This is a genomic window from Streptomyces sp. NPDC056883, assembly GCF_042788835.1.
GTDB classification, from domain to species: domain Bacteria; phylum Actinomycetota; class Actinomycetes; order Streptomycetales; family Streptomycetaceae; genus Streptomyces; species Streptomyces stoeckheimensis.
Genome location: NZ_JBHUBS010000031.1, coordinates 17,705 through 37,781, shown reverse-complemented (window position 1 = coordinate 37,781; position 20,077 = coordinate 17,705). Strand labels below are relative to the sequence as shown.

The following is a 20,077-nucleotide window of genomic DNA, read 5'->3' as shown; positions in this document are numbered from 1 at the left end:
TCACTGTGCGGAGATTCGGAGTACTGGCGGCGACGACCACGGGCACCGTCGAGGACGCGGTGGCCGGGGTGCCGACGCAGCGCGCCGTCGTACGGGATCCGGCGGCGGCCGCGGCGGCGGGGGAGCCCGGAGCCGTACGCGACCTGCGCGGATCCGAGGGGCCGCGGGCGCTCCGCTTCGCCGCCGGGGACGTCGTGGTGGTCTCCGGACTGCCCGGCGGCGGCAAGAGCACCCTGATCAAACGGGCCGCGGAGGGCGGCGGCATCGATTCCCAGGACGCCCGCGAGCGGTGGGAGCGCCGGATGCCGGCCGCCCTGCCCTACGCGGTGTACCGGCCCGCGGTCCGCATCGCGCACTACTGGGGCCTGTGGCGGGTCCTGCGCTCCGGGGCCCCGGCCGTCGTCCACGACTGCGGTACGCAGAGCTGGGTACGGGCGCGGCTGGCCTCGGCGGCCCGGCGGCGCGGCCGCGCGCTGCACCTCGTGCTGCTGGACACCACACCCGAGGAGGCCCGGGCCGGGCAGGCCGCGCGGGGCCGGGGCGTCTCGGCGTACGCCTTCGCCCGGCACCGGGGCGCGGTGGCCCGGCTGCTGCGCGAGGCCGAGGCGGGCCGCCCGCCGGCCGGCTGCGCGTCGGTGACCCTGCTGGACCGGCCGGCGGCGTCCCGGCTGACGTCGATCGGCTTCCGCTAGCGGACGGCGGAGACGGATAGCGGATAGCGGGCGGCGGATGGCGGGCGGGGGGCGGCCCCCGGCCGGGGTGTCGCAGGCGCCCGTTAATCTCGGGTCGAGACCAAGGGCAAGCGAGCGGAGACGTACATGTGGCCGGGTAACGAGCTGGAGCAGGTGCTCGGGGCGGCGCTCGGACAGGCGGACGCCGGGGGGCGGATCCTCGAGGTCCTCGGGCGGAGCCACCTGTGGATCCCGCTGCCCGGCGGGGTGAACAGTCTGAGCCTGCCCACCATGGACATCGACGGCGCCGCCTACGTGCCCGTCTACAGCTCCGAGGAGCAGTTCCGCGCCTGCGCCGGACCCGCCATGGACTTCGCCGTCGCCCCCGCCGTGGACTTCGCCCGCGGCCTGCCCCCGCAGCTCGGCATCGCGGTCAACCCCGAGGGGGCCGTCGGCGTGCCCCTGCCCCCGCCGGCCGTCGCGGAGCTCTGCCGCACCGGCCGCAGCCCGCTCGACGGCCCCGCCACCGGCGGCCGGGTCCGGCTCTACGAGCCCGACTGGCAGGAGGACCCGGTCGAGTTCCTGGCCGCCGCTGCGGAGGAGTTCCGCGCCACCGGAGTCGTCGCGTCCGCGCACCGCTGCCTCGCCAGCGTCGAGGGCGGCGCGCCGGAGTTGTACGTCGGGGTCCACCTGGTGGGATGGGAGCCCGGCATGCGAAACGCCCCGATGGACGCGCTGGGCCGCGCCCTGACCCGCGTACCACCGCCCTGGCCGGTGCAGTTGATCCTGCTCGACGCCGCCGAGGACCCGGTCGTCGACTACATACGTGAGCGCGTACGCCCCTTCTACCTGCCGTAGTGACGCTTAAGCTGGTGGCCGACACGCGTGGACGACGGGCGGACGAACAGACGAAGAGGGGTACCGGGTGAGTGCGTCAGGCACGGCCGCGGTCGGGCAGGTCGAGCACATGCTGCGCCAGGTGACTCCGGGGCGCTACGAGAGCTACGAGTCTCTCCTGCACGCCCTGGCCGAGGGGCGGCTGTGGATGCTCCTCTGGCAGGGGCAGCCCGGCTCCCCCGAGGCCCAGTACGGGGGCATGGAGGTCGAAGGGCTCGGGTACGCGCCCTGCGTGACCTCCCCGCAGGAGCTGGCCGCCAGCGGCTGGAACCGCGGGTACGAGGTGGTCACCGGCCGGGACATCGCCCGCGCCCTCTACCCCGACCGCTGGGGGCTGTGGCTCAACCCGCACGCCCAGGGCGGCGGCGTCGGCATTCCCTGGGCCGACCTGCGCCGGATCGCCACCGGGCTGGACCGGATGCCGGCCGGCCCGCTGCGGCTGTCCGAGCCCGCCATCGAGCTGCCGCAGTTCTACGGGCTGCTCACGCAGCACGCGCACCGCACGCCCGCCGTCCGCTCGCTGCGCCGCGCCTGGGTGCAGCCCGCGCTGGGGTCCCCGTACCTCGCCGTCGGGCTCGACCTGTACGACGCCTCCGCGCACGCGCTGGAATCCGTGCGCGAGATGATGCGCCAGTCGGTCGGCGCGGTCCCCGAGGGAGTGCCCGTGTGCACGGTCGCGCTCGCGGACGAACACGATCCGGTGGCGATGTGGCTGCGGGCGCAAACCAGGCCCTTCTATGACCGCGAGGGACAGGCGCCCGCCTACTGAGACATCGGTATTCAGCCACCCGAGGCCGCACGGAACAGTCGTTCCGTGCGGCCTTTGCGTTGTCCTGATTTCGACGCTGATGTACGCCCAATAGGCGCAGTAGTACGCCGAGTTGGGCGCCATGTCCGATTCCGTACCGAACAGGATGTCTTGCTCCGCTGAGATGACAGCGAAGTCCGGATAACGGGAACTCGACCCTCAGATCACGGTTGCGCATCCATTCACCTGCGGGTCTGGCGGCTGATCGAGCGCCCGATGAAGACTCCCCACCCAAGAGCGGGTGAGTCCTCCAAAGACGATCCCGTCACGGGAACTTCGCCTGTTGTTTCGCACAGCACCATGCGCACCACCAGCACGGCCCGTTCCGCAGCAACGCATCCGTACCTCGCACTCCGAGCGCCACTCCGCACCAACGCCGCCACAGCGGCGGGCATGGGCCGGCCCACCCGTCGGCCGAGAGGGGTCCCCACCACGATGACGGCACCACTGCACGACATGAGCGCGGAGACACCCGCACCCGTGTCCGTAGCCGACGTCCCCGCCAAGGCCATCGAAGGCCGCTCGCCCGGCCGCATCGCCTGGATGCGGCTCAAGCGCGACAAGGTCGCGCTGGCCGGCGGTTTCGTCGTGCTCCTGCTGATCCTCGTCGCACTGTTCGCGCCGCTGATCGTCAGCGCGTTCGGCCACCCCCCGGAGGAGCTGCACGAAGACCTGCTGGACCCGCTGCTGGGCCTGCCCGCCGGTGACTACGGCGGCATCAGCGGCGACTTCCTGCTGGGCGTCGAGCCGGTCAACGGCCGCGACGTGTTCAGCCGCATCATCTACGGCGCCCGCATCTCCCTGCTGGTCGCCTTCCTGTCCGCCTTCGTGGCGGTCTCCCTGGGCACCTTCTTCGGCATCGTCGCCGGCTACTTCGGCGGCTGGGTCGACGCGGCCATCAGCCGGGTCATGGACCTGCTGCTGGCCTTCCCGCAGCTGCTCTTCATCATCGCGCTGGTCTCGGTCGTCCCCGCCAAGCTCTGGGGCTTCGAGGGATCCGGTCTGCGGATCGCCGTACTGGTCCTGGTGATCGGCTTCTTCGGCTGGCCCTACATCGGCCGCATCGTCCGCGGACAGACCCTGTCGCTGCGCGAACGGGAGTACGTCGAAGCCGCGCGGAGCCTGGGCGCGGGCCGGATGTACATCCTCTTCCGCGAGCTGCTGCCGAACCTGGTGGCGCCGATCACCGTCTACGCGACGCTGATGATCCCCACCAACGTGCTGACCGAGGCCGCGCTCAGCTTCCTGGGCGTCGGCGTCAAGCCGCCCACACCGTCCTGGGGCGAGACCCTCTCGACGGCCGTGCGGACCTATGAGGACGATCCGCTCTTCATGATCTTCCCCGGCACGGCGATCTTCATCACCGTGCTGGCCTTCAACCTCTTCGGCGACGGCGTCCGCGACGCCCTCGACCCGAAGGGCTCCCGTTAGCCGTCCCCGCAGGTCATCCCGCAGGGCACCCGTAGGTCAGAACCGCAGGGCACACCGGAACCCGGCTTCGAACCGGAATCACAACGGAGGGTTGCGAGCATCGTGACTACCCATCGCATGTCCAAGCGCAGGCTTGTCGCCGGCACGGCCGTCGTGCTCGCGACGATGCTGTCCGCGACCGCCTGTGGCGGAGACGACGGCAAGGCCAAGGACGGGGACAAGCCGTCCGCCTCGGCCGGCTTCAACGCCGCCATCGGCAAGGTCGCCAACGCTTCCACCAAGGCGGGCGGCGAGCTGAAGTTCGTCGGTACCCAGGAAGCCGACTCCTGGGACCCGCAGCGCGGTTACTACGGCTTCATGTGGGACTTCTCCCGGTACTACGCCCGCCAGCTCGTCAGCTTCAAGGCGGAGCCGGGCACCAAGAGCACCGAGCTCGTCCCCGACCTGGCCACCGCCAACGCGGAGATCAGCGACGGCGGCAAGACCTACAAGTACACCCTCAAGGACAACGTGACCTGGGAGGACGGCACCCCCGTCACCGCCCAGGACGTGAAGTACGGCATCGAGCGCACCTGGGCCCAGGACGTCATCTCCGGCGGCCCGGTCTACCTGATGCAGGTCCTCGACCCGAAGACCGAGTACCAGGGTCCGTACAAGGACACCAGCCCGGACAAGCTCGGCCTCAAGGCGATCGAGACGCCGGACGCGAAGACCATCATCTTCAAGCTCCCCGCGCCCAACGGCGACTTCGAGCAGATGCTGGCCATGCCGGCCGCCAGCCCGGTCAAGCAGGACAAGGACACCGCGGCCAAGTACGGCCTCAAGCCCTTCTCCAACGGCCCGTACAAGATCGACTCGTACGAGCCCAACAAGAGCATGAAGCTCTCGCGCAACACCGCCTGGAAGGCCGAGTCGGACACCATCCGCAAGGCGCTCCCGGACACCATCTCGGTCACGTTCATGGCGAACGCGGACGACATGGACAAGCGCCTGATGAACGGCGAGTTCGACCTGGACATCAACGCGACCGGCATCGGCCAGGCGGCCCGCGCCACCGCGCTGAAGGACCACAAGGACAACCTGGACAACGGCCAGACCGGCTTCATCCGGTACGCCGTGATGCCGCAGACCGTCGCGCCGTTCGACAACATCGAGTGCCGCAAGGCCGTCATCTACGCGGCCGACCACAAGTCCCTGCAGACCGCCCGCGGCGGCCCGCAGGCCGGTGGCGACATCGCCCCCAACATGCTGCCGCTGGGCATCAAGGGCGCTGACGGCAAGTACGACCCGTACGGTGTCCTGACGAACGACGGCAAGCCCGACGTCGAGAAGGCCAAGGCCGCACTGAAGGCCTGTGGCAAGGAGACCGGCTTCAAGACCACCATCGCGGTCCGCAACAACAAGCCGGTCGAGGTCGCCACGGCCGTCTCCCTGCAGAACGCCCTGAAGCAGGTCGGCATCGAGGCCGACGTCGACCAGTTCGACGGCGCCCAGACCTCCGGCATCATCGGTTCGCCGAAGGTGGTCAAGGAGAAGGGCTACGGCATCATCATCATGGGCTGGGGCGCCGACTTCCCGACCGGTCAGGGCTTCTCCCAGCCGCTGGTCGACGGCCGCTTCATCCTGCAGAGCGGCAACAACAACTTCTCCGAGCTCAACGACCCGGCGATCAACAAGCTGTTCGACGACGCCATCGCGGAGACCGACCCGGCCAAGGCCGGCGACATCTACAAGCAGATGAACCAGAAGGTCTCCGAGGCCGCGGTCTACCTGCCCTTCGTCTACGACAAGACGATCTCTTGGCGCAGCAGCCGTCTGACCAACGTCTACACCTCCGACGCGTACAACGGCCGCTACGACTACGCCTCGCTCGGCGTCCAGTAGACCGACCGTCCGATTCAGTTCCAGTGCCACACCCGCTAGGCACGAAGGGCAGGTGATGGCCGCGGCGGCGGCTCGGGGGCGCTCTCCAGAAGAGGGCGTCCCCGGGCCGCGGCCAGGCCGAGCGCAGTGCTTGCATATCTCATCCGGCGGATCTTCGCCGTCATCGTCATGCTGTTGGTCATCTCGCTGGTGACCTTCGGAATCTTCTTCCTCTTCCCGAAGATGATCGGGACGGACCCGGCCCTGTACTTCGTCGGCAAGCAGTCCGACCCCGCCGCCATCGAAGGCATCCGGCAGAAGATGGGTCTCGACGACCCGATCCTCGTCCAGTTCGGCAAGTTCGTCGTCGGGCTGGTGGCGGGTCGTACGTACGCCAACGGCAACGACGTCACGCAATGCGCCGCGCCCTGCTTCGGCTACTCCTTCAAGACCGAGCAGGAGGTGTGGCCGCTGCTGACCGACTGGCTGCCCGTCACCCTCTCGCTCGCCGCCGGTGCCGTCGTGCTCTGGGTGATCGGCGGTGTCGCCGCCGGCGTCATCTCCGCCCTCAAGCGCGGTACGGTCCTGGACCGTTCGGCTATGGGCCTCGCCCTCGCCGGCGTCTCCCTCCCCATCTACTTCACCGGCATGCTCGCCATCGCCCTCTTCTCCGACCAGCTCGGCTGGTTCGGACGGCCGGAGAAGACCTTCGCCGAGGATCCGGGAGCCTGGTTCAACGGCATGGTCCTGCCGTGGATCTCGCTCGCCTTCCTCTACGCGGCGATGTACGCGCGACTCACCCGCGCGACCATGCTCGAAGTGCTCAACGAGGACTACATCCGCACCGCGCGCGCCAAGGGACTGACGGAACCCGTCGTCATCGGCAAGCATGCGATGCGCTCGACCATGACGCCGATCCTGACCGTCCTGGGTCTCGACCTCGGCGCGCTGATGGGCGGCGCCGTCCTCACCGAGTACACCTTCTCGCTGCACGGCCTCGGCTACAGCGCCGTCCGCGCCATCAGCGAGCACGACCTGCCGGTCATTCTCGGCATCACCTTGATCTCCGCCTTCTTCGTCGTCGCGGCCAACCTCGTCGTCGACCTCTTGTACGCGGTGATCGACCCCCGAGTGAGGCTGTCATGACCGATTCGACGACGCCCGCCGTGACGGGCGCACTGAACGAGCCCGTCGCCTCCGGCGCACCCGGCACCGCGTTCCTCGACGTACGCGACCTCAAGGTCCACTTCCCCACGGAAGACGGCCTGGTCAAGTCCGTGGACGGACTCTCCTTCACGCTGGAGAAGGGCAAGACCCTCGGCATCGTCGGCGAGTCCGGTTCCGGCAAGTCGGTGACCTCGCTGGGCATCATGGGCCTGCACCGCGTCGGCCAGTACGGCCGCCAGCGGGCCCGGATCTCCGGCGAGATCTGGCTCGACGGCAAGGAACTGCTGTCCAGCCCCGAGGAAGAGGTCCGCAAGCTGCGCGGCCGGGAGATCGCGATGATCTTCCAGGACCCGCTGTCGGCGATGCACCCCTACTTCACCGTGGGCAAGCAGATCGCCGAGGCCTACCGGGTCCACCACAAGGTCGACAAGAAGGCCGCCCGCAAGCGGGCGGTCGAGCTCCTCGACCGCGTGGGCATCCCCGAGCCGCACAAGCGGGTCGACAGCTACCCGCACGAGTTCTCCGGCGGCATGCGCCAGCGCGCGATGATCGCGATGGCGCTGGTCAACAACCCCGAACTGCTCATCGCGGACGAGCCCACCACCGCCCTCGACGTCACCGTCCAGGCGCAGATCCTCGACCTGATCCGGGACCTGCAGAAGGAGTTCGGCTCCGCGGTCATCATGATCACGCACGACCTCGGCGTGGTCGCCGAGATGGCCGACGACCTCCTCGTGATGTACGGCGGCCGGTGCGTGGAGCGCGGCAGCGCGGAGAAGGTGTTCTACGAGCCCCGCCACCCGTACACCTGGGGCCTGCTCGGCTCGATGCCCCGCATCGACCGGGAGCAGACCGAGCGCCTCATCCCGGTCAAGGGCTCGCCGCCCAGCCTGATCAACATCCCGAGCGGCTGCGCCTTCAACCCCCGGTGCCCGTACGCCGACCTGCCCAAGGGCGATGTCACGCGGACCGTACGGCCCGAGCTGTCCCTCGTCGACACCTCCGCGGAGGGCGCCGGCCGGCACTGGGCCGCCTGTCACCTCTCCCCGGAGCAGCGGGACCGGATCTGGACCGAAGAGATTGCGCCGAAGCTGTGACCGACATGAGCAAGAACGAGAAGGCCGCCACGGTCACAGTCCCGGCCCAGGCGGTGGACTCCCCGGAGCCGCTGCTCAGGGTGACCGGACTGGTCAAGCACTTCCCCATCTCCAAGGGGCTGCTGCGCCGCCAGGTCGGGGCCGTGAAGGCCGTCGACGGCATCGACTTCGAGGTCTACCCCGGTGAGACCCTCGGCATCGTCGGCGAGTCCGGCTGCGGAAAGTCGACCATGGGCCGGCTGATCACCCGGCTGCTCGAACCGACCGGCGGAAAGGTCGAGTTCGAGGGCAAGGACATCACGCACCTGGGCGTGTCGGGCATGCGCCCGATGCGCCGCGACGTGCAGATGATCTTCCAGGACCCCTACGGATCGCTGAACCCGCGGCACACGGTGGGCACCATCGTCAGCGCCCCGTTCAAGCTCCAGGGAGTCGAGCCCGAGGGCGGTCTCAAGGCGGAGGTCCAGCGCCTCCTCTCCCTGGTGGGCCTCAACCCGGAGCACTACAACCGCTACCCGCACGAGTTCTCCGGCGGCCAGCGCCAGCGCATCGGCATCGCCCGCGCACTGGCCCTGAAGCCGAAGCTCGTCGTGGCGGACGAGCCGGTCTCGGCCCTGGACGTCTCCATCCAGGCCCAGGTGGTCAACCTGCTGGACGACCTCCAGCAGGAGCTCGGCCTCACGTACGTGATCATCGCCCACGACCTGTCGGTCATCCGGCACGTCTCGGACCGCATCGCGGTGATGTACCTGGGCAAGATCGTCGAGCTCGCGGACAACAAGTCCCTGTACACGGCGCCTATGCACCCGTACACCACGGCCCTGATGTCGGCCGTCCCGGTGCCGGACCCGCGCCGACGCGGAGTCAAGAGCGGCCGCATCCTGCTCAAGGGCGACGTCCCTTCGCCGATCTCCCCGCCCTCCGGCTGCCGCTTCCACACCCGGTGCTGGAAGGCGACCCAGGTCTGCACCACGCAGGAGCCCCCGCTCATCGCGCTGAAGACCGGCCACCAGGTGGCCTGCCACCACCCGGAGAACGCCCCCGACCAGGCCCCGGGCGACCCGGCCCTGCCGGGCGCGTCGGACGCCGTGGCCGCCCCGACGGACTGAGGCCGCACCCCGGGCGGCGCCGGCCAGGTCCGGAGCCGCCCGGGGGAGCTCCGGGCCCGCCCGGGTGTCATCGGCCCCGCCCGGGGAGCGTGGGCGCCGCCGGGACGAATCGGCGGCGCCGGGCAAGATCAGCCCCTCCGGCGTTTGAGGAGCGGGGGTCCGGGGGCCGGCCCCCGGGAACGGCGCCGCACCCGGCCACGCTCCGCGGCCCCACGGGGTGCAGCCCCGGCCCGGCAGGGCCCGCCGCCCCCTCGGAGCCGCGGCCGCACCACACATGTTCGAGCACGCCGCAGGCGACCGGCACAATGAGCCCGTGCTCCACGATCTCTTCCCGCCCGGAGTCCAGCACGGCCTGGACCTCGCGGGCATCTTCGTCTTCGCCACGGCCGGCGCCCTGCTCGCCGTACGCAAGAACTTCGACGTCTTCGGCATCGTCGTCCTCGCGCTCGTCACCGCCCTCGGCGGCGGCCTGTTCCGCGACATCGTCATCGGCGCCACCCCCGCCGCCGCCTTCAGCGATCTCGGGTTCTTCGTCACACCGCTGGTCGCCGCCGCGCTCGTCTTCTTCCTCCACCCCGAGGTCCAGCGCATCAACCGCGCGATCAACGTCTTCGACGCGGCCGGCCTCGGGCTGTTCTGCGTGACGGGCACGACCAAGGCGTACGAGTTCGGTCTGGGCCTCACCGCCTCCGCCGCGCTCGGCGTGGCGACGGCCGTCGGCGGTGGCGTCCTGCGCGACGTCCTCGTCAACGAGGTGCCCTCGCTGCTGCGCGACCGCGAGATGTACGCCGTGCCGGCCCTCGTCGGCGCCTCGATGGTGGCGCTCTTCATCAGCTTCGACAACCTGAACGCCGTCACGACGGCCCTGGCGATCGTCACCACCTTCGTCCTGCGGCTGCTGGCCATGCGCTACCACCTGCGGGCGCCCCTCGCGTGGAACCGCCGCTCGTCGGTGGCGGAGGAGCCGTAGGGGGCGGGGCACCGTAGCGGCCGCCACACCAAGCAAAGCTACCGCTTAGTAGGGACCGGGTGTACGGTCGTTCCATGTCACACGCAGCTGCCAAGGCCTCCATCGGCGACAGCGAGTTCGACCGCGACACCACCGTCACCGCCCGTGCGGGCGAGCCCGGTGTGTACGACGCGGACCTCTCCGCCGGGTGGACGATCATCACCGCCGTCAACGGCGGCTACCTCCTGGCCCTCGTCGGCCGCGCCCTGTCGGCGGCCCTGCCGCACCCGGACCCCTTCACGGTCTCCGCGCACTACCTGACCTCGTCGGTCCCCGGCCCCGCCGTGATCCGCACCGAGGTCGTACGGGTCGGCCGCACGCTCTCCACCGGGCAGGCCTCGCTCTTCCAGTTCGACGAGAACGGCGCCGAGATCGAGCGGATCCGCGTCCTGGCCTCCTACGGGGACCTCGCGGCGCTCCCGGACTCCGTCCACACCACGGCCCTCCCGCCCGTCATTCCCGCCTACGAGGACTGCCTCGGCCCCGAAGCGGGCCCGGCCCCGATCCCCGGCAGCTCCGCGATCGTGGACCGGCTCCGGCTGCGCCTGGACCCGGCGACGGCCGGCTGGGCCGTCGGGCAGCCCTCGGGCAAGGGGGAGATGCGGTCCTGGTTCGAGCTCGCCGACGGCCGCGACGCCGACCCCTTCTCCCTCCTCCTCGCGGTGGACGCGCTCCCGCCGACCTCCTTCGACCTCGGCCTGCTCGGCTGGACCCCGACGGTCGAACTCACCACCCACATCCGCCACCGCCCTGCGCCCGGTCCGCTCCGGGTGTCGATCACCACGCGGAACCTGGCGGGCGGCTTCCTGGAGGAGGACGCGGAGGTCTGGGACTCGGCGGACCGCCTGGTGGCCCAGTCCCGCCAGCTGGCGAGCGCCCCCCGCGTAGTGGCGCCCTCTTAACGCGCTCCCCGCACCGCTGCGCGGGCTTCGCCGCGCTGCGCCGAACTCCGTCCGGCGGTGGCGGGTCGGCCCTGCGGGGCGAGTTCCCCTACCCACCCTTCGCCCGTTCCCCGGGGCTCCGCCCCGGACCCCCGTTCCTCAAACGCCGGAGGGGCTGGGTACATCCAGCCTCGCCGGCGTTTGAGGCGCGGGGTCTGGGGCGGAGCCCCAGGGTCTTTGCGGGTCCGGGCGGAGCCCGGGGAACGGTGGAAGGGCGGGTAGGGGACTTGGCCCCGCGCAGCGGCACACCCGCAGCCGGGTCCGGCCCCGCGCGCGGCGCGGCCGTAGCGCTCCGGGCCCGGACGGAAGGGCAGGTCGCCGCGCGGGCGGGGGGTCCGTCGGCGGGCTGTGAGGCCCCGGCGGGGCAGTGGGGGTGCGGGGGGCTCGTAGAATCGGGGGATCATGGCCTACCTCGACCACGCCGCCACCACCCCGATGCTGCCGGAGGCCGCTGCGGCGATGACCGCGCAGTTCGGCGTCACGGGCAACGCGTCCTCCCTGCACGCCGCCGGCCGCCGCGCCCGCCGCACCGTCGAGGAGGCCCGCGAGGCCCTCGCCGACGCGCTCGGGGCCCGTCCGAGCGAGGTGGTCTTCACCGCCGGCGGCACGGAGGCCGACAACCTCGCCGTCAAGGGGCTCTACTGGGCCCGGCGGGACCAGGACCCCGCCCGGACCCGGGTGCTCGCCAGCCCCGTGGAGCACCACGCCGTCCTCGACGCCGTGCACTGGCTCGCCGAACACGAGGGCGCGCAGGTCGAGTACCTGCCCGTGGACCGATACGGGCGCGTGCACCCCGAGGCCTTCCGCGAGGCGATCGAGCGGAGCCCCGAGGACATCGCGCTGGCCACCGTCATGTGGGCCAACAACGAGATCGGCACCGTCATGCCGATCGCCGAACTGGCCGCCGTCGCAAGGGAGTCCGGCATCCCGCTGCACTCCGACGCCGTCCAGGCCTTCGGCCAGCTCGATGTCCGCTTCGGCGACAGCGGCCTCGCCGCCATGACCGTGAGCAGCCACAAGGTCGGCGGACCGTACGGGATCGGCGCGCTGCTGCTCGGCCGCGACCAGACCCCCGTACCCGTCCTGCACGGCGGAGGCCAGGAGCGGCACGTGCGCTCCGGCACCCTCGACGTCCCGGCCATCGCCGCCTTCGCGGTGGCCGCCGTACTCGCCGCGGAGCGGCGCGAACGGTTCGCCACCGAGATCGGCGCCCTGCGCGACCGGCTCGTCGCCGCCGTGCTCCGCGAGGTCCCCGACGCGGTCCTGGGCGGCGACCCGGACGGCAGGCTCCCCGCCAACGCCCACTTCAGCTTCCCCGGCTGCGAGGGGGACTCCCTGCTGCTCCTGCTCGACGCGCAGGGCATCGAGTGCTCCACCGGCTCCGCGTGCACGGCCGGCGTGGCGCAGCCCAGCCACGTGCTGCTGGCCACCGGCACCGACCCGCGCCTGGCCCGGGGAACCCTGCGCTTCTCCCTCGGCCACACCTCCACGCAGGCCGACGTGGACGCGGTCGCCGCCGCCATCGGCCCGGCCGTGGCCCGCGCACGCACGGCGGGACTCAGCTGACTCGGCCAGGGGGCGTCTTGCCGGTCAGGCCGCGCCCGCGGCGCCGGCCTCGTTGACCATGCGGAGGTAGCGGCCCCAGTCCCAGTGGCGGCCCGGGTCCGTGTGGTCGGCTCCGGGCACCTCGGAGTGACCGAGGAAGTGCTTGCGGTCGGCGGGGATCCCGTACCGCCTGCAGACGTCCGCGGCGAGCCGCGCCGAAGCCCCGTACATCGCGTCCGTGAAGTCCTGCGGCCGGTCCACGAAGCCGACGTGCTCGATGCCGACGCTGCGCTCGTTCATCGAGCGGCTGCCCGAGTGGAAGGCGACGTCGAGCTCGCGCACCATCTGCTCGATGTGCCCGTCCTGGCCGACTATGTAGTGCGCCGACGCCCGGTGGAACGGATTCTTGAAGGCGTCCACCGAGGACTTGAAGCCGCCCTGGGTGACATGCACCACGATCCGGTCCACCCGGTAGTCGGCGGGCCGGTCCGCCAGCCGCCAGTTCGCCGGAGAGGCCGCCGTCCAGGAGGCCCCCGCGTGGTCCAGCTCGCCCTCCTTGCGCGGCTTGGACACCCCCGGCACCAGCCACCAGGCCCGCCTGAGCTCGTCGCGCCCGGCGACCGCCGCGGCCGTCACCACCCCGAGCCCGCCGAACAGCACCGCCCTGCGGGTCCGGCCCGGCCGCCCCTTGTTGCCCGTACCGCCCTTGTCGCTCTTGCTCCCCATTGGTGATCCACCCCCTGCCACCGAGAACGCGCTGTGACCCCGCGCGGTTCCCCCGTACCCTGGACGGTGCTATGACTGAGAACCTGCCGAGCAGCCCCCGCCCCCTCCGCGTCCTGGCCGCCATGTCCGGCGGTGTGGACTCCGCCGTCGCCGCCGCCCGCGCCGTCGAAGCCGGGCACGACGTGACCGGCGTCCACCTCGCCCTCTCCGCGAACCCGCAGTCCTTCCGGACCGGAGCCCGCGGCTGCTGCACGATCGAGGACTCCCGCGACGCCCGCCGCGCCGCCGACGTCATCGGCATCCCGTTCTACGTCTGGGACCTCGCCGAACGCTTCCGCGAGGACGTCGTCGAGGACTTCATCGCCGAGTACGAGGCCGGACGCACCCCGAACCCCTGCCTGCGCTGCAACGAGAAGATCAAGTTCGCGGCGCTGCTCGACAAGGCCCTGGCCCTCGGCTTCGACGCCGTCTGCACCGGCCACTACGCCACCGTCGTCCTGAACGAGGACGGCACGCGCGAGCTGCACCGCGCCTCCGACATGGCCAAGGACCAGTCGTACGTCCTCGGCGTCCTCGACGAGAAGCAGCTCGCCCACGCGCTGTTCCCGCTCGGCGACACCCTCACCACCAAGGAAGAGATTCGCGCCGAGGCCGAGGAGCGGGGTCTGGCCGTCGCGAAGAAGCCCGACAGCCACGACATCTGCTTCATCGCCGACGGCGACACCCAGGGCTTCCTGGCGAACCGCCTCGGCAAGGCCGAGGGCGACATCGTCGACGAGGCCACCGGCGAGAAGGTCGGCACCCACGAGGGCGCCTTCGGTTTCACCATCGGCCAGCGCAAGGGCCTGCGGATCGGCCACCCGGCCCCCGACGGCAAGCCGCGCTACGTCCTCGACATCTCCCCGGTGAACAACACCGTCACGGTGGGACCGGTGGAGGCGCTCGACGTCACCGCCCTCACCGCGATCCGCCCCCGCTGGTGCGGCTCCACCGCCGCCGCCCCGGGTACGTACACCGCGCAGCTGCGCGCCCACGGCGGCGAGACCGAGGTCTTCGCGGAGCTGGTGGAGGGCGAACTGCACGTCCGCTTCACCGAGCCGGTCCGCGGCGTGGCCCCCGGCCAGGCGATCGTCCTCTACGACGGCACCCGCGTGGTCGGCTCCGCCACGATCTCCGCGACCACCCGGGCGACCGCGGGCGTCTAGGGTCCGAGTCAGACCACCGTCAGGACGATCTTGCCGGTGGTCCGGCCCTGCTCGCCGATCTCGTGGGCCTTCGCGGCCTGCGACAGCGGCAGGACCGTGTCGATGACCGGGCGGAGGCTGCCCTCGGAGACCAGTGCCGCGATGGCCTTCAGGCCCGCGTGGTCCGGCTCGACGAGGGTCCAGCCGGTGTGGAAGCCCTCCGTGTCGGCGGCCGGGACCTGGTCGGGGCCGTTCAGGGTGATCAGGTGCCCGCCGGGGCGCAGCACCTTCAGCGAGCGCGTCCCGTAGTCGCCGCCGATGGCGTCGATCACCACGTCGACCTCCTCCGTCACCGCGTCCTCGAACGCGGTGGTGCGGTAGTCGATCAGCTCGTCGGCCCCGAGCGAGCGGAGCACCTCGTGCTTGGCGGCGCTGGCGGTGCCGATCACGTGCGCCCCGAGCGCCTTGGCGATCTGGACGGCGAAGTGCCCGACGCCGCCGGCCGCCGCGTGCACCAGGACCCGCTGCCCGGCCCGCAGGCCCGCGGTGTCGGTCAGCGCCTGCCAGGCGGTGAGCGCGGCCAGCGGGAGCGCCGCCGCCTGCACGTGGTCGATCTCGGCGGGCTTGCGGGTGAAGTGCCTGGCCGGGGCCGTGACGTACTCGGCGTAGCCGCCCGCCTGGACGGGGAAGCGCGGCATGCCGAAGACCTCGTCGCCCGGCTGGAACATCGTCACGCCGGCACCGACGGCCTCGACCGTGCCGGACACGTCCCAGCCGACTGCCGGGACGGGCCCCCAGGGGATGAGGGCGCCGGACGCCCGGGTCTTCCAGTCCACCGGGTTCACCCCGGCCGCGTGGACCCGTACCAGGATCTCGCCGATGGCCGGCTCCGGCCGCTCGATCTCGGTCTCGGTCAGTACCTCGGGTCCGCCCCACTGGCTGACGACGATGGCGCGCATGAATGTCTCCCTGATCCGTAGTGACCTGCCGGTTTCCCCGGCCGATGGCACCAGCTTGGCCCCGCGTCGACCCGCGTGGTGGTGGCCGAATGGCCACCATGTGACAGAATCTGGCCATGCACCGTGTAGCCGTACTCGCCCTCGAAGGCGTCGCCCCGTTCGAGCTCGGCATGCCCTCGCGGGTCTTCGGGAACGCCCGGGGAGAGGGCGGGAGCTTCCTGTACGAGGTCACCGTCTGCACCCCGGACGGCCTGCCCGTGGCGACCGACGCGGGATTCACCATCGGCGTCAGCGCCGGGCCCGAGGCCCTCGCGGCGGCCGACACCGTGATCATCCCGCCCACCCACTCCCTGCCCGGGCTCCTGCGCGGGGAGCCGCTGCCGCAGGCCCTCGCCGACGCCCTCGCCCGGATCCGCCCGGGCACGCGCATCGTGTCGATCTGCACCGGTTCCGAGGTGCTCGCCGCCGCCGGGCTGCTCGACGGCAGGCCCGCCACCACCCACTGGATCCACGCGCCGGAGTTCCGGCGGGCCTTCCCGCGGGTCGCGCTCGACGAGGACGTCCTCTTCGTCGACGACGGCGACATCCTCACCTCGGCCGGGGTCGCCGCAGGCATCGACCTGCTGCTCTACCTCGTACGCGCCGACCACGGCAGCGCCGTCGCCAACCTCGCCGCCCGGCTGTGCGTGGTCCCGCCGTGGCGCGACGGCGGGCAGGCCCAGTACATCGTCCGTCCCGTCCCCGAACCCACCGTCGCCACCACCACCGCCACCCGGGCCTGGGCACTGGAACGCCTCACCGAACCGATCGCCCTGGCGGAGCTGGCCGCCCACGCCCGGATGAGCCTGCGCACCTTCACCCGCCGCTTCCGCGACGAGGTCGGCATGACCCCGGTGCAGTGGCTCACCAGCCAACGCCTGGAAGTCGCCCGCCAGTTGCTGGAATCCAGCGACCTCCCCGTCGACCTGGTCGCCCACCGCTCCGGCTTCGGCTCCGCGAACTCGCTGCGCCAGCACATGCGTTCCGCACTCGGCATCTCCCCGATCGCCTACCGACGCGTCTATCAGCCCAACTCCCCTGTAGTTGCGCACCATTGATGCTCCGTCAGGACGTCGGCATACTGCGTGGCCCTGCACTCTTCTTCTCAGGGGGAACCACGTGCGCAACCACCACTCCAGGGCGGGGGCGGCGGCCTCGGTCGCGGCGGCCGCCGCCCTCGCGCTCGCGGCGGGGCTGACCACCCCGGCCGCCGCAGCGCCCGCGACCGGCTCCTTAGCCACCGGGCCCGGCTCCTTGGGCACCGGGCCCGGCGCGAGATCCGCCGCCCCGCCGGCCCCGGCCACCCGCATCACCCTCGTCACCGGCGACCGCGTCGTCCTCGCCGCCGACGGCAGGCCCGTCTCCCTCGAACGCGCCGAGGGCCGCGCGCGCATCCCGTTCTCGGTGCGCACCGAGAACGGCCACACCAGCGTCGTGCCGTACGACGCCCAGCCGCTGATCCGCGCCGGGAAGCTCGACCCGCGCCTGTTCGACATCACCGAACTGAGCCGCCCCGAGTACCTGGCCCCCCGCCCCGCCGCCCGGCTCCAGCTGATCGTCGGCTACGAGGGCCCTGCCCTCGCCGGCGCCCCCGCCGCATTCACCGCCGCCCGGTCCGCGCTGCGGGCCGCCGACGGGGTCGAGGTGACCCGCTCCTACCCCACCCTCGACGCCGAGGCCGTCAGCGCGACTCCCGGGGGCGCCGCGGCCCTCTGGGAGGCGCTCACCGACCCCCGCCGGGACGCCGGCGGCCGCGCCGCCGCCCCCGGCATCGCCACGGTCTGGCTCGACGCCGTGCGCACCGCCACCCTGGACGGGAGCACCCGCCAGATCGGCGCGGACAAGGCCTGGGCCGCCGGATACGACGGCGCCGGCGTCAAGATCGCCGTACTCGACACCGGCATCGACGCCACCCATGCCGACCTCGTGGGCCAGGTCGTCGCCGAACAGAACTTCTCCCGGTCCGCCGACGCCGTGGACCGCGTCGGCCACGGCACGCACGTCGCCTCCATCGCCGCCGGAACGGGCGCCCGCTCGGCCGGAGCCTTCAAGGGGGTCGCGCCCGGCGCGAGGCTCCTGAACGGCAAGGTCCTCGACGACGGGGGCTCCGGCAGGGACTCCGGGATCCTCGCCGGCATGGAATGGGCCGTCGCCCAGGGCGCCGACATCGTCAACCTCAGCCTCGGCGCCCCCGACACCCCGCAGCTCGACCCCGTCGAAGCGGCCGTGGACAGGATCAGCGCCGAGAAGGGCGTGCTGTTCGCCGTCGCGGCGGGCAACCGGGGCCGGCGCGGTCCCGGCACCATCGACTCCCCGGGCAGCGCGAACGCCGCCCTCACCGTGGGCGCCGTCGACGACGCGGACGCCCTCGCCCCCTTCTCCGGCACCGGCCCGCTCCCCGGCGGCGGCGTCAAGCCCGACGTCACCGCACCCGGAGTCGACATCACCGCGGCCGCCGCCCCGGGCAGCGAGCTCGACCGCGAGTTCGGGCAGAACCCGCCCGGCTACCTGACCCTCTCCGGCACCTCCATGGCCACCCCGCACGTCGCGGGGGCCGCCGCCCTGCTCAAGCAGCAGCACCCGGACTGGAAGGGCCCCGAGCTCAAGGGCGCACTGACCGGCTCCGCCAGGGGCGGCGCGTACACCCCTTACCAGCAGGGCACCGGCCGGATCGCCGTCGACGGCGCGCCGGGCCGGAGCGTCGTCGTCCTGGAGGGGCCGCTGACCTTCGACACGCAGCGCTGGCCGCACGCCGACGACGCCCCGCAGTCCCGGAAGATCACCTACCGGAACCTCGGCGGCGAACCCGTCACGCTCGACCTCGCCGTCGCCGGCAGCGCCCCCGGCGGCGCGCCCGCGCCCGAGGGGTTCTTCACCCTCGGCGCCCGCCGGCTCACCGTCCCGGCGGGCGGCACCGCCGAGACGGCGCTGACCGTGGACACCCGCCTCGGCGGCTCGGTGGACGGCACGTACAGCGCGTACGCCACCGCCACGGTCACCGGCGGCCCGGGCGCCGGCGGGCAGGTGCGCACGGCGGCCGTCGCCGAACGCGAGCTGGAGTCCTACGACCTGACGCTCCGCCACCTCGGCCGGGACGGCCGGCCCGCCGAGCACCACACCACGACCGTGCAGGGCGTCCGCGGCGCCGCGGCCACCCGCCGCTTCGAGCCCCACGACCCGTCCGGCACCGTCACCCTGCGCGTCCCCAAGGGCGGGTACCTGCTCGACGCGACCCTCGTCGTCGACCCGCTCGACCTCACGCAGGGCACCGACTGGATCGTCCAGCCGCAGCTGGAGATCACCGCGGACACCACGGTCACCCTCGACGCGCGCACCACCCGCCCGGTGGAGATCACCGTGCCCTCCAAGACGGCGCAGGTCGGGTTCACGATGCCCACCTACACCCTGCGCGAGGGCGACGCCCAGTACCACTACGGTCTGTGGCTCAACTCGCTCACCGGACTGCGCACCCGCCAGCTGGGTCCGCAGCCGGAGGCCGGCACCCTCAGCCAGCAGTGGGACGTGCACTGGGACGACGGCGCCTCGGCGGAGTACCACGCGGTCCTCGGCGGCCCCGTACGAGGCCTCGCCACCGGCTACACCCGGCACCTGGGGCGCCGGGACCTGGCGGCCCTCGTGGTCGGCCAGGGCGCCTCCGTCCCGGGCAAGAGGGGCGCGGCCGTGGCCATGGGCACCATCCCGGGAAGCCGCTCCGGCACCACGGCATCCAGCCGGCGGCCCCTGCCGGCCACGGCCACGCTCTACGTGTCCACCCTCGACGGGGCCACGTGGGACCTCTTCTTCACCCAGGGCTCCGGCTACGACGACGACGGCGTCCCGCACGACGAGACGATGTACGAGGCGCAGAGCGCGCGCACCTTCAAGGGCGGCCGCACCTACCACGAGCGCTTCAACGCGGCGGTCTTCGGACCCAAGGTGGACGACCTCCACGGGGTGCTGCGCGAAGGCGACTCGATCAGCGGCTCCGTCCCGCTCCTGGCCGACGGCGCGAACCACGCGGGCGGGTTCTACGACGCCACCGGCTCCACCGTCCTGCGCCGGGACGGCGTGGAGGTCGGCCGCAGCGAGGCCCCGCTGGAGTCGAGCGCGCCCTTCCCGGTCCCACCGGGCGAGGCCTCCTACGAGCTCACCACGACCACCCGCCTGAGCCCGGAACTCTCCGCCACCTCCTCCGAAACCACGGCCACCTGGCGGTTCCGCTCGAAGCAGACGGCCGAACCGACCGCGCTCCCGGTGTCGGCGGTCCGCTTCGACGCCCGCCCGGCCCTGGACGGCACCCTGCCCGCGGGCCGCACGGAGAACTTCCCGGTCACCGTCCAGGGCCCGGCGGCCACCGACCGGTCCGCCCCGCGGGTCCAGGTCTCCTACGACGAGGGCCGCACCTGGAGCCCCCTCCACGTCCGGCACGGCAGGGTCGAGGTCCGCACCCCCGAGAAGGGCGGCACGGTCTCCCTGCGCGGCACCGTCACCGACCGCTCGGGCAACACCTCGGAGGTGACCGTCCTGCGCGCCTACCTCGCGGGCTGACCCGCCGGGCCGACCGACTCGCCGGCCGCCTCGCCCGCGCCGATGACCCCGGAAGTAATCGCTTCCGGGGCCACCGGCGGGCA

The 20,077-nt window shown here is 72.4% G+C and carries 16 protein-coding genes; 14 read left to right on the top strand and 2 right to left on the bottom strand.

The features are described from left to right. The first annotated feature begins 5 nt into the window (after positions 1-5). From ACFRU2_RS40005 to ACFRU2_RS39955, 11 genes are all read left to right on the top strand, one after another. Positions 6-692, top strand: coding sequence for an AAA family ATPase (locus ACFRU2_RS40005; RefSeq protein WP_382981248.1), 687 nt, complete (start codon positions 6-8; stop codon positions 690-692). 126 nt (positions 693-818) lie between these two features. Continuing rightward, on the top strand, positions 819-1,529 hold the full coding sequence (locus tag ACFRU2_RS40000; RefSeq protein WP_382981247.1) for an enhanced serine sensitivity protein SseB: 711 nt from the start codon (positions 819-821) through the stop codon (positions 1,527-1,529). 67 nt (positions 1,530-1,596) lie between these two features. After that, the gene (locus ACFRU2_RS39995) at positions 1,597-2,337 is read left to right on the top strand and encodes an enhanced serine sensitivity protein SseB C-terminal domain-containing protein (RefSeq protein ID WP_250746298.1); all 741 of its coding nucleotides are present in this window, start codon (positions 1,597-1,599) and stop codon (positions 2,335-2,337) included. A 474-nt stretch (positions 2,338-2,811) separates the two neighbouring features. Beyond that, complete coding sequence (locus ACFRU2_RS39990) at positions 2,812-3,807, top strand: ABC transporter permease (RefSeq protein ID WP_382981246.1); 996 nt, start codon at positions 2,812-2,814, stop codon at positions 3,805-3,807. Positions 3,808-3,909: 102 nt separating this feature from the next. Then, the gene (locus ACFRU2_RS39985) at positions 3,910-5,691 is read left to right on the top strand and encodes an ABC transporter substrate-binding protein (RefSeq protein ID WP_382981245.1); all 1,782 of its coding nucleotides are present in this window, start codon (positions 3,910-3,912) and stop codon (positions 5,689-5,691) included. 126 nt (positions 5,692-5,817) lie between these two features. Next, entirely contained in the window at positions 5,818-6,816 is a 999-nt protein-coding gene (locus tag ACFRU2_RS39980; protein WP_382981244.1) for an ABC transporter permease, read from the top strand. Further along, positions 6,813-7,934 (top strand): ABC transporter ATP-binding protein, encoded by a 1,122-nt coding sequence (locus ACFRU2_RS39975; RefSeq protein WP_382981243.1) that lies wholly within the window; start codon positions 6,813-6,815, stop codon positions 7,932-7,934. The genes ACFRU2_RS39980 and ACFRU2_RS39975 overlap by 4 nt, the downstream gene beginning before the upstream one ends. Before the next feature lie 5 nt (positions 7,935-7,939). Beyond that, on the top strand, positions 7,940-9,043 hold the full coding sequence (locus ACFRU2_RS39970) for an ABC transporter ATP-binding protein (RefSeq protein ID WP_382981242.1): 1,104 nt from the start codon (positions 7,940-7,942) through the stop codon (positions 9,041-9,043). A 313-nt stretch (positions 9,044-9,356) separates the two neighbouring features. Next, positions 9,357-10,013 (top strand): trimeric intracellular cation channel family protein, encoded by a 657-nt coding sequence (locus ACFRU2_RS39965; RefSeq protein ID WP_382981241.1) that lies wholly within the window; start codon positions 9,357-9,359, stop codon positions 10,011-10,013. Positions 10,014-10,087: 74 nt separating this feature from the next. Next, a complete protein-coding gene (locus ACFRU2_RS39960; protein ID WP_382981240.1) occupies positions 10,088-10,954 on the top strand; it encodes a thioesterase family protein in 867 nt (288 codons plus the stop codon). A 441-nt stretch (positions 10,955-11,395) separates the two neighbouring features. Further along, positions 11,396-12,559 (top strand): cysteine desulfurase family protein, encoded by a 1,164-nt coding sequence (locus tag ACFRU2_RS39955; RefSeq protein ID WP_382981239.1) that lies wholly within the window; start codon positions 11,396-11,398, stop codon positions 12,557-12,559. A 24-nt stretch (positions 12,560-12,583) separates the two neighbouring features. Here the strand turns inward: ACFRU2_RS39955 and ACFRU2_RS39950 are convergent, their stop codons facing one another. After that, entirely contained in the window at positions 12,584-13,264 is a 681-nt protein-coding gene (locus ACFRU2_RS39950; protein WP_382981238.1) for an N-acetylmuramoyl-L-alanine amidase, read from the bottom strand. Between the two features lie 71 nt (positions 13,265-13,335). Here ACFRU2_RS39950 and mnmA point away from each other — a divergent pair, with 71 nt between their 5' ends. Beyond that, on the top strand, positions 13,336-14,469 hold the full coding sequence (gene mnmA, locus ACFRU2_RS39945; protein ID WP_382981237.1) for a tRNA 2-thiouridine(34) synthase MnmA: 1,134 nt from the start codon (positions 13,336-13,338) through the stop codon (positions 14,467-14,469). Between the two features lie 8 nt (positions 14,470-14,477). On the opposite strand, the gene ACFRU2_RS39940 is transcribed toward mnmA, so the two are convergent. Continuing rightward, positions 14,478-15,407, bottom strand: a complete 930-nt coding sequence (locus tag ACFRU2_RS39940) for an NADP-dependent oxidoreductase (RefSeq protein WP_382981236.1) — start codon at positions 15,405-15,407, stop codon at positions 14,478-14,480. A gap of 116 nt (positions 15,408-15,523) precedes the next feature. Between ACFRU2_RS39940 and ACFRU2_RS39935 the strand changes: the two genes are divergently transcribed. Together ACFRU2_RS39935 and ACFRU2_RS39930 are read left to right on the top strand one after the other, a co-directional pair. Beyond that, the gene (locus tag ACFRU2_RS39935) at positions 15,524-16,504 is read left to right on the top strand and encodes a GlxA family transcriptional regulator (protein ID WP_382981235.1); all 981 of its coding nucleotides are present in this window, start codon (positions 15,524-15,526) and stop codon (positions 16,502-16,504) included. A 61-nt stretch (positions 16,505-16,565) separates the two neighbouring features. Continuing rightward, complete coding sequence (locus ACFRU2_RS39930) at positions 16,566-19,994, top strand: S8 family serine peptidase (RefSeq protein ID WP_382981234.1); 3,429 nt, start codon at positions 16,566-16,568, stop codon at positions 19,992-19,994. Positions 19,995-20,077 lie beyond the last annotated feature (83 nt).

Coding starts and splice junctions, on each gene's coding strand:
- ACFRU2_RS40000 (WP_382981247.1), top strand. CDS start 819: ATGTGGCCGGGTAACGAGCTGGAGCAGGTGCTCGGGGCGGCGCTCGGA.
- mnmA (WP_382981237.1), top strand. CDS start 13,336: ATGACTGAGAACCTGCCGAGCAGCCCCCGCCCCCTCCGCGTCCTGGCC.
- ACFRU2_RS39950 (WP_382981238.1), bottom strand. CDS start 13,264: ATGGGGAGCAAGAGCGACAAGGGCGGTACGGGCAACAAGGGGCGGCCG.
- ACFRU2_RS39955 (WP_382981239.1), top strand. CDS start 11,396: ATGGCCTACCTCGACCACGCCGCCACCACCCCGATGCTGCCGGAGGCC.
- ACFRU2_RS39940 (WP_382981236.1), bottom strand. CDS start 15,407: ATGCGCGCCATCGTCGTCAGCCAGTGGGGCGGACCCGAGGTACTGACC.
- ACFRU2_RS39970 (WP_382981242.1), top strand. CDS start 7,940: ATGAGCAAGAACGAGAAGGCCGCCACGGTCACAGTCCCGGCCCAGGCG.
- ACFRU2_RS39990 (WP_382981246.1), top strand. CDS start 2,812: ATGACGGCACCACTGCACGACATGAGCGCGGAGACACCCGCACCCGTG.
- ACFRU2_RS39935 (WP_382981235.1), top strand. CDS start 15,524: ATGCACCGTGTAGCCGTACTCGCCCTCGAAGGCGTCGCCCCGTTCGAG.
- ACFRU2_RS39975 (WP_382981243.1), top strand. CDS start 6,813: ATGACCGATTCGACGACGCCCGCCGTGACGGGCGCACTGAACGAGCCC.
- ACFRU2_RS39960 (WP_382981240.1), top strand. CDS start 10,088: ATGTCACACGCAGCTGCCAAGGCCTCCATCGGCGACAGCGAGTTCGAC.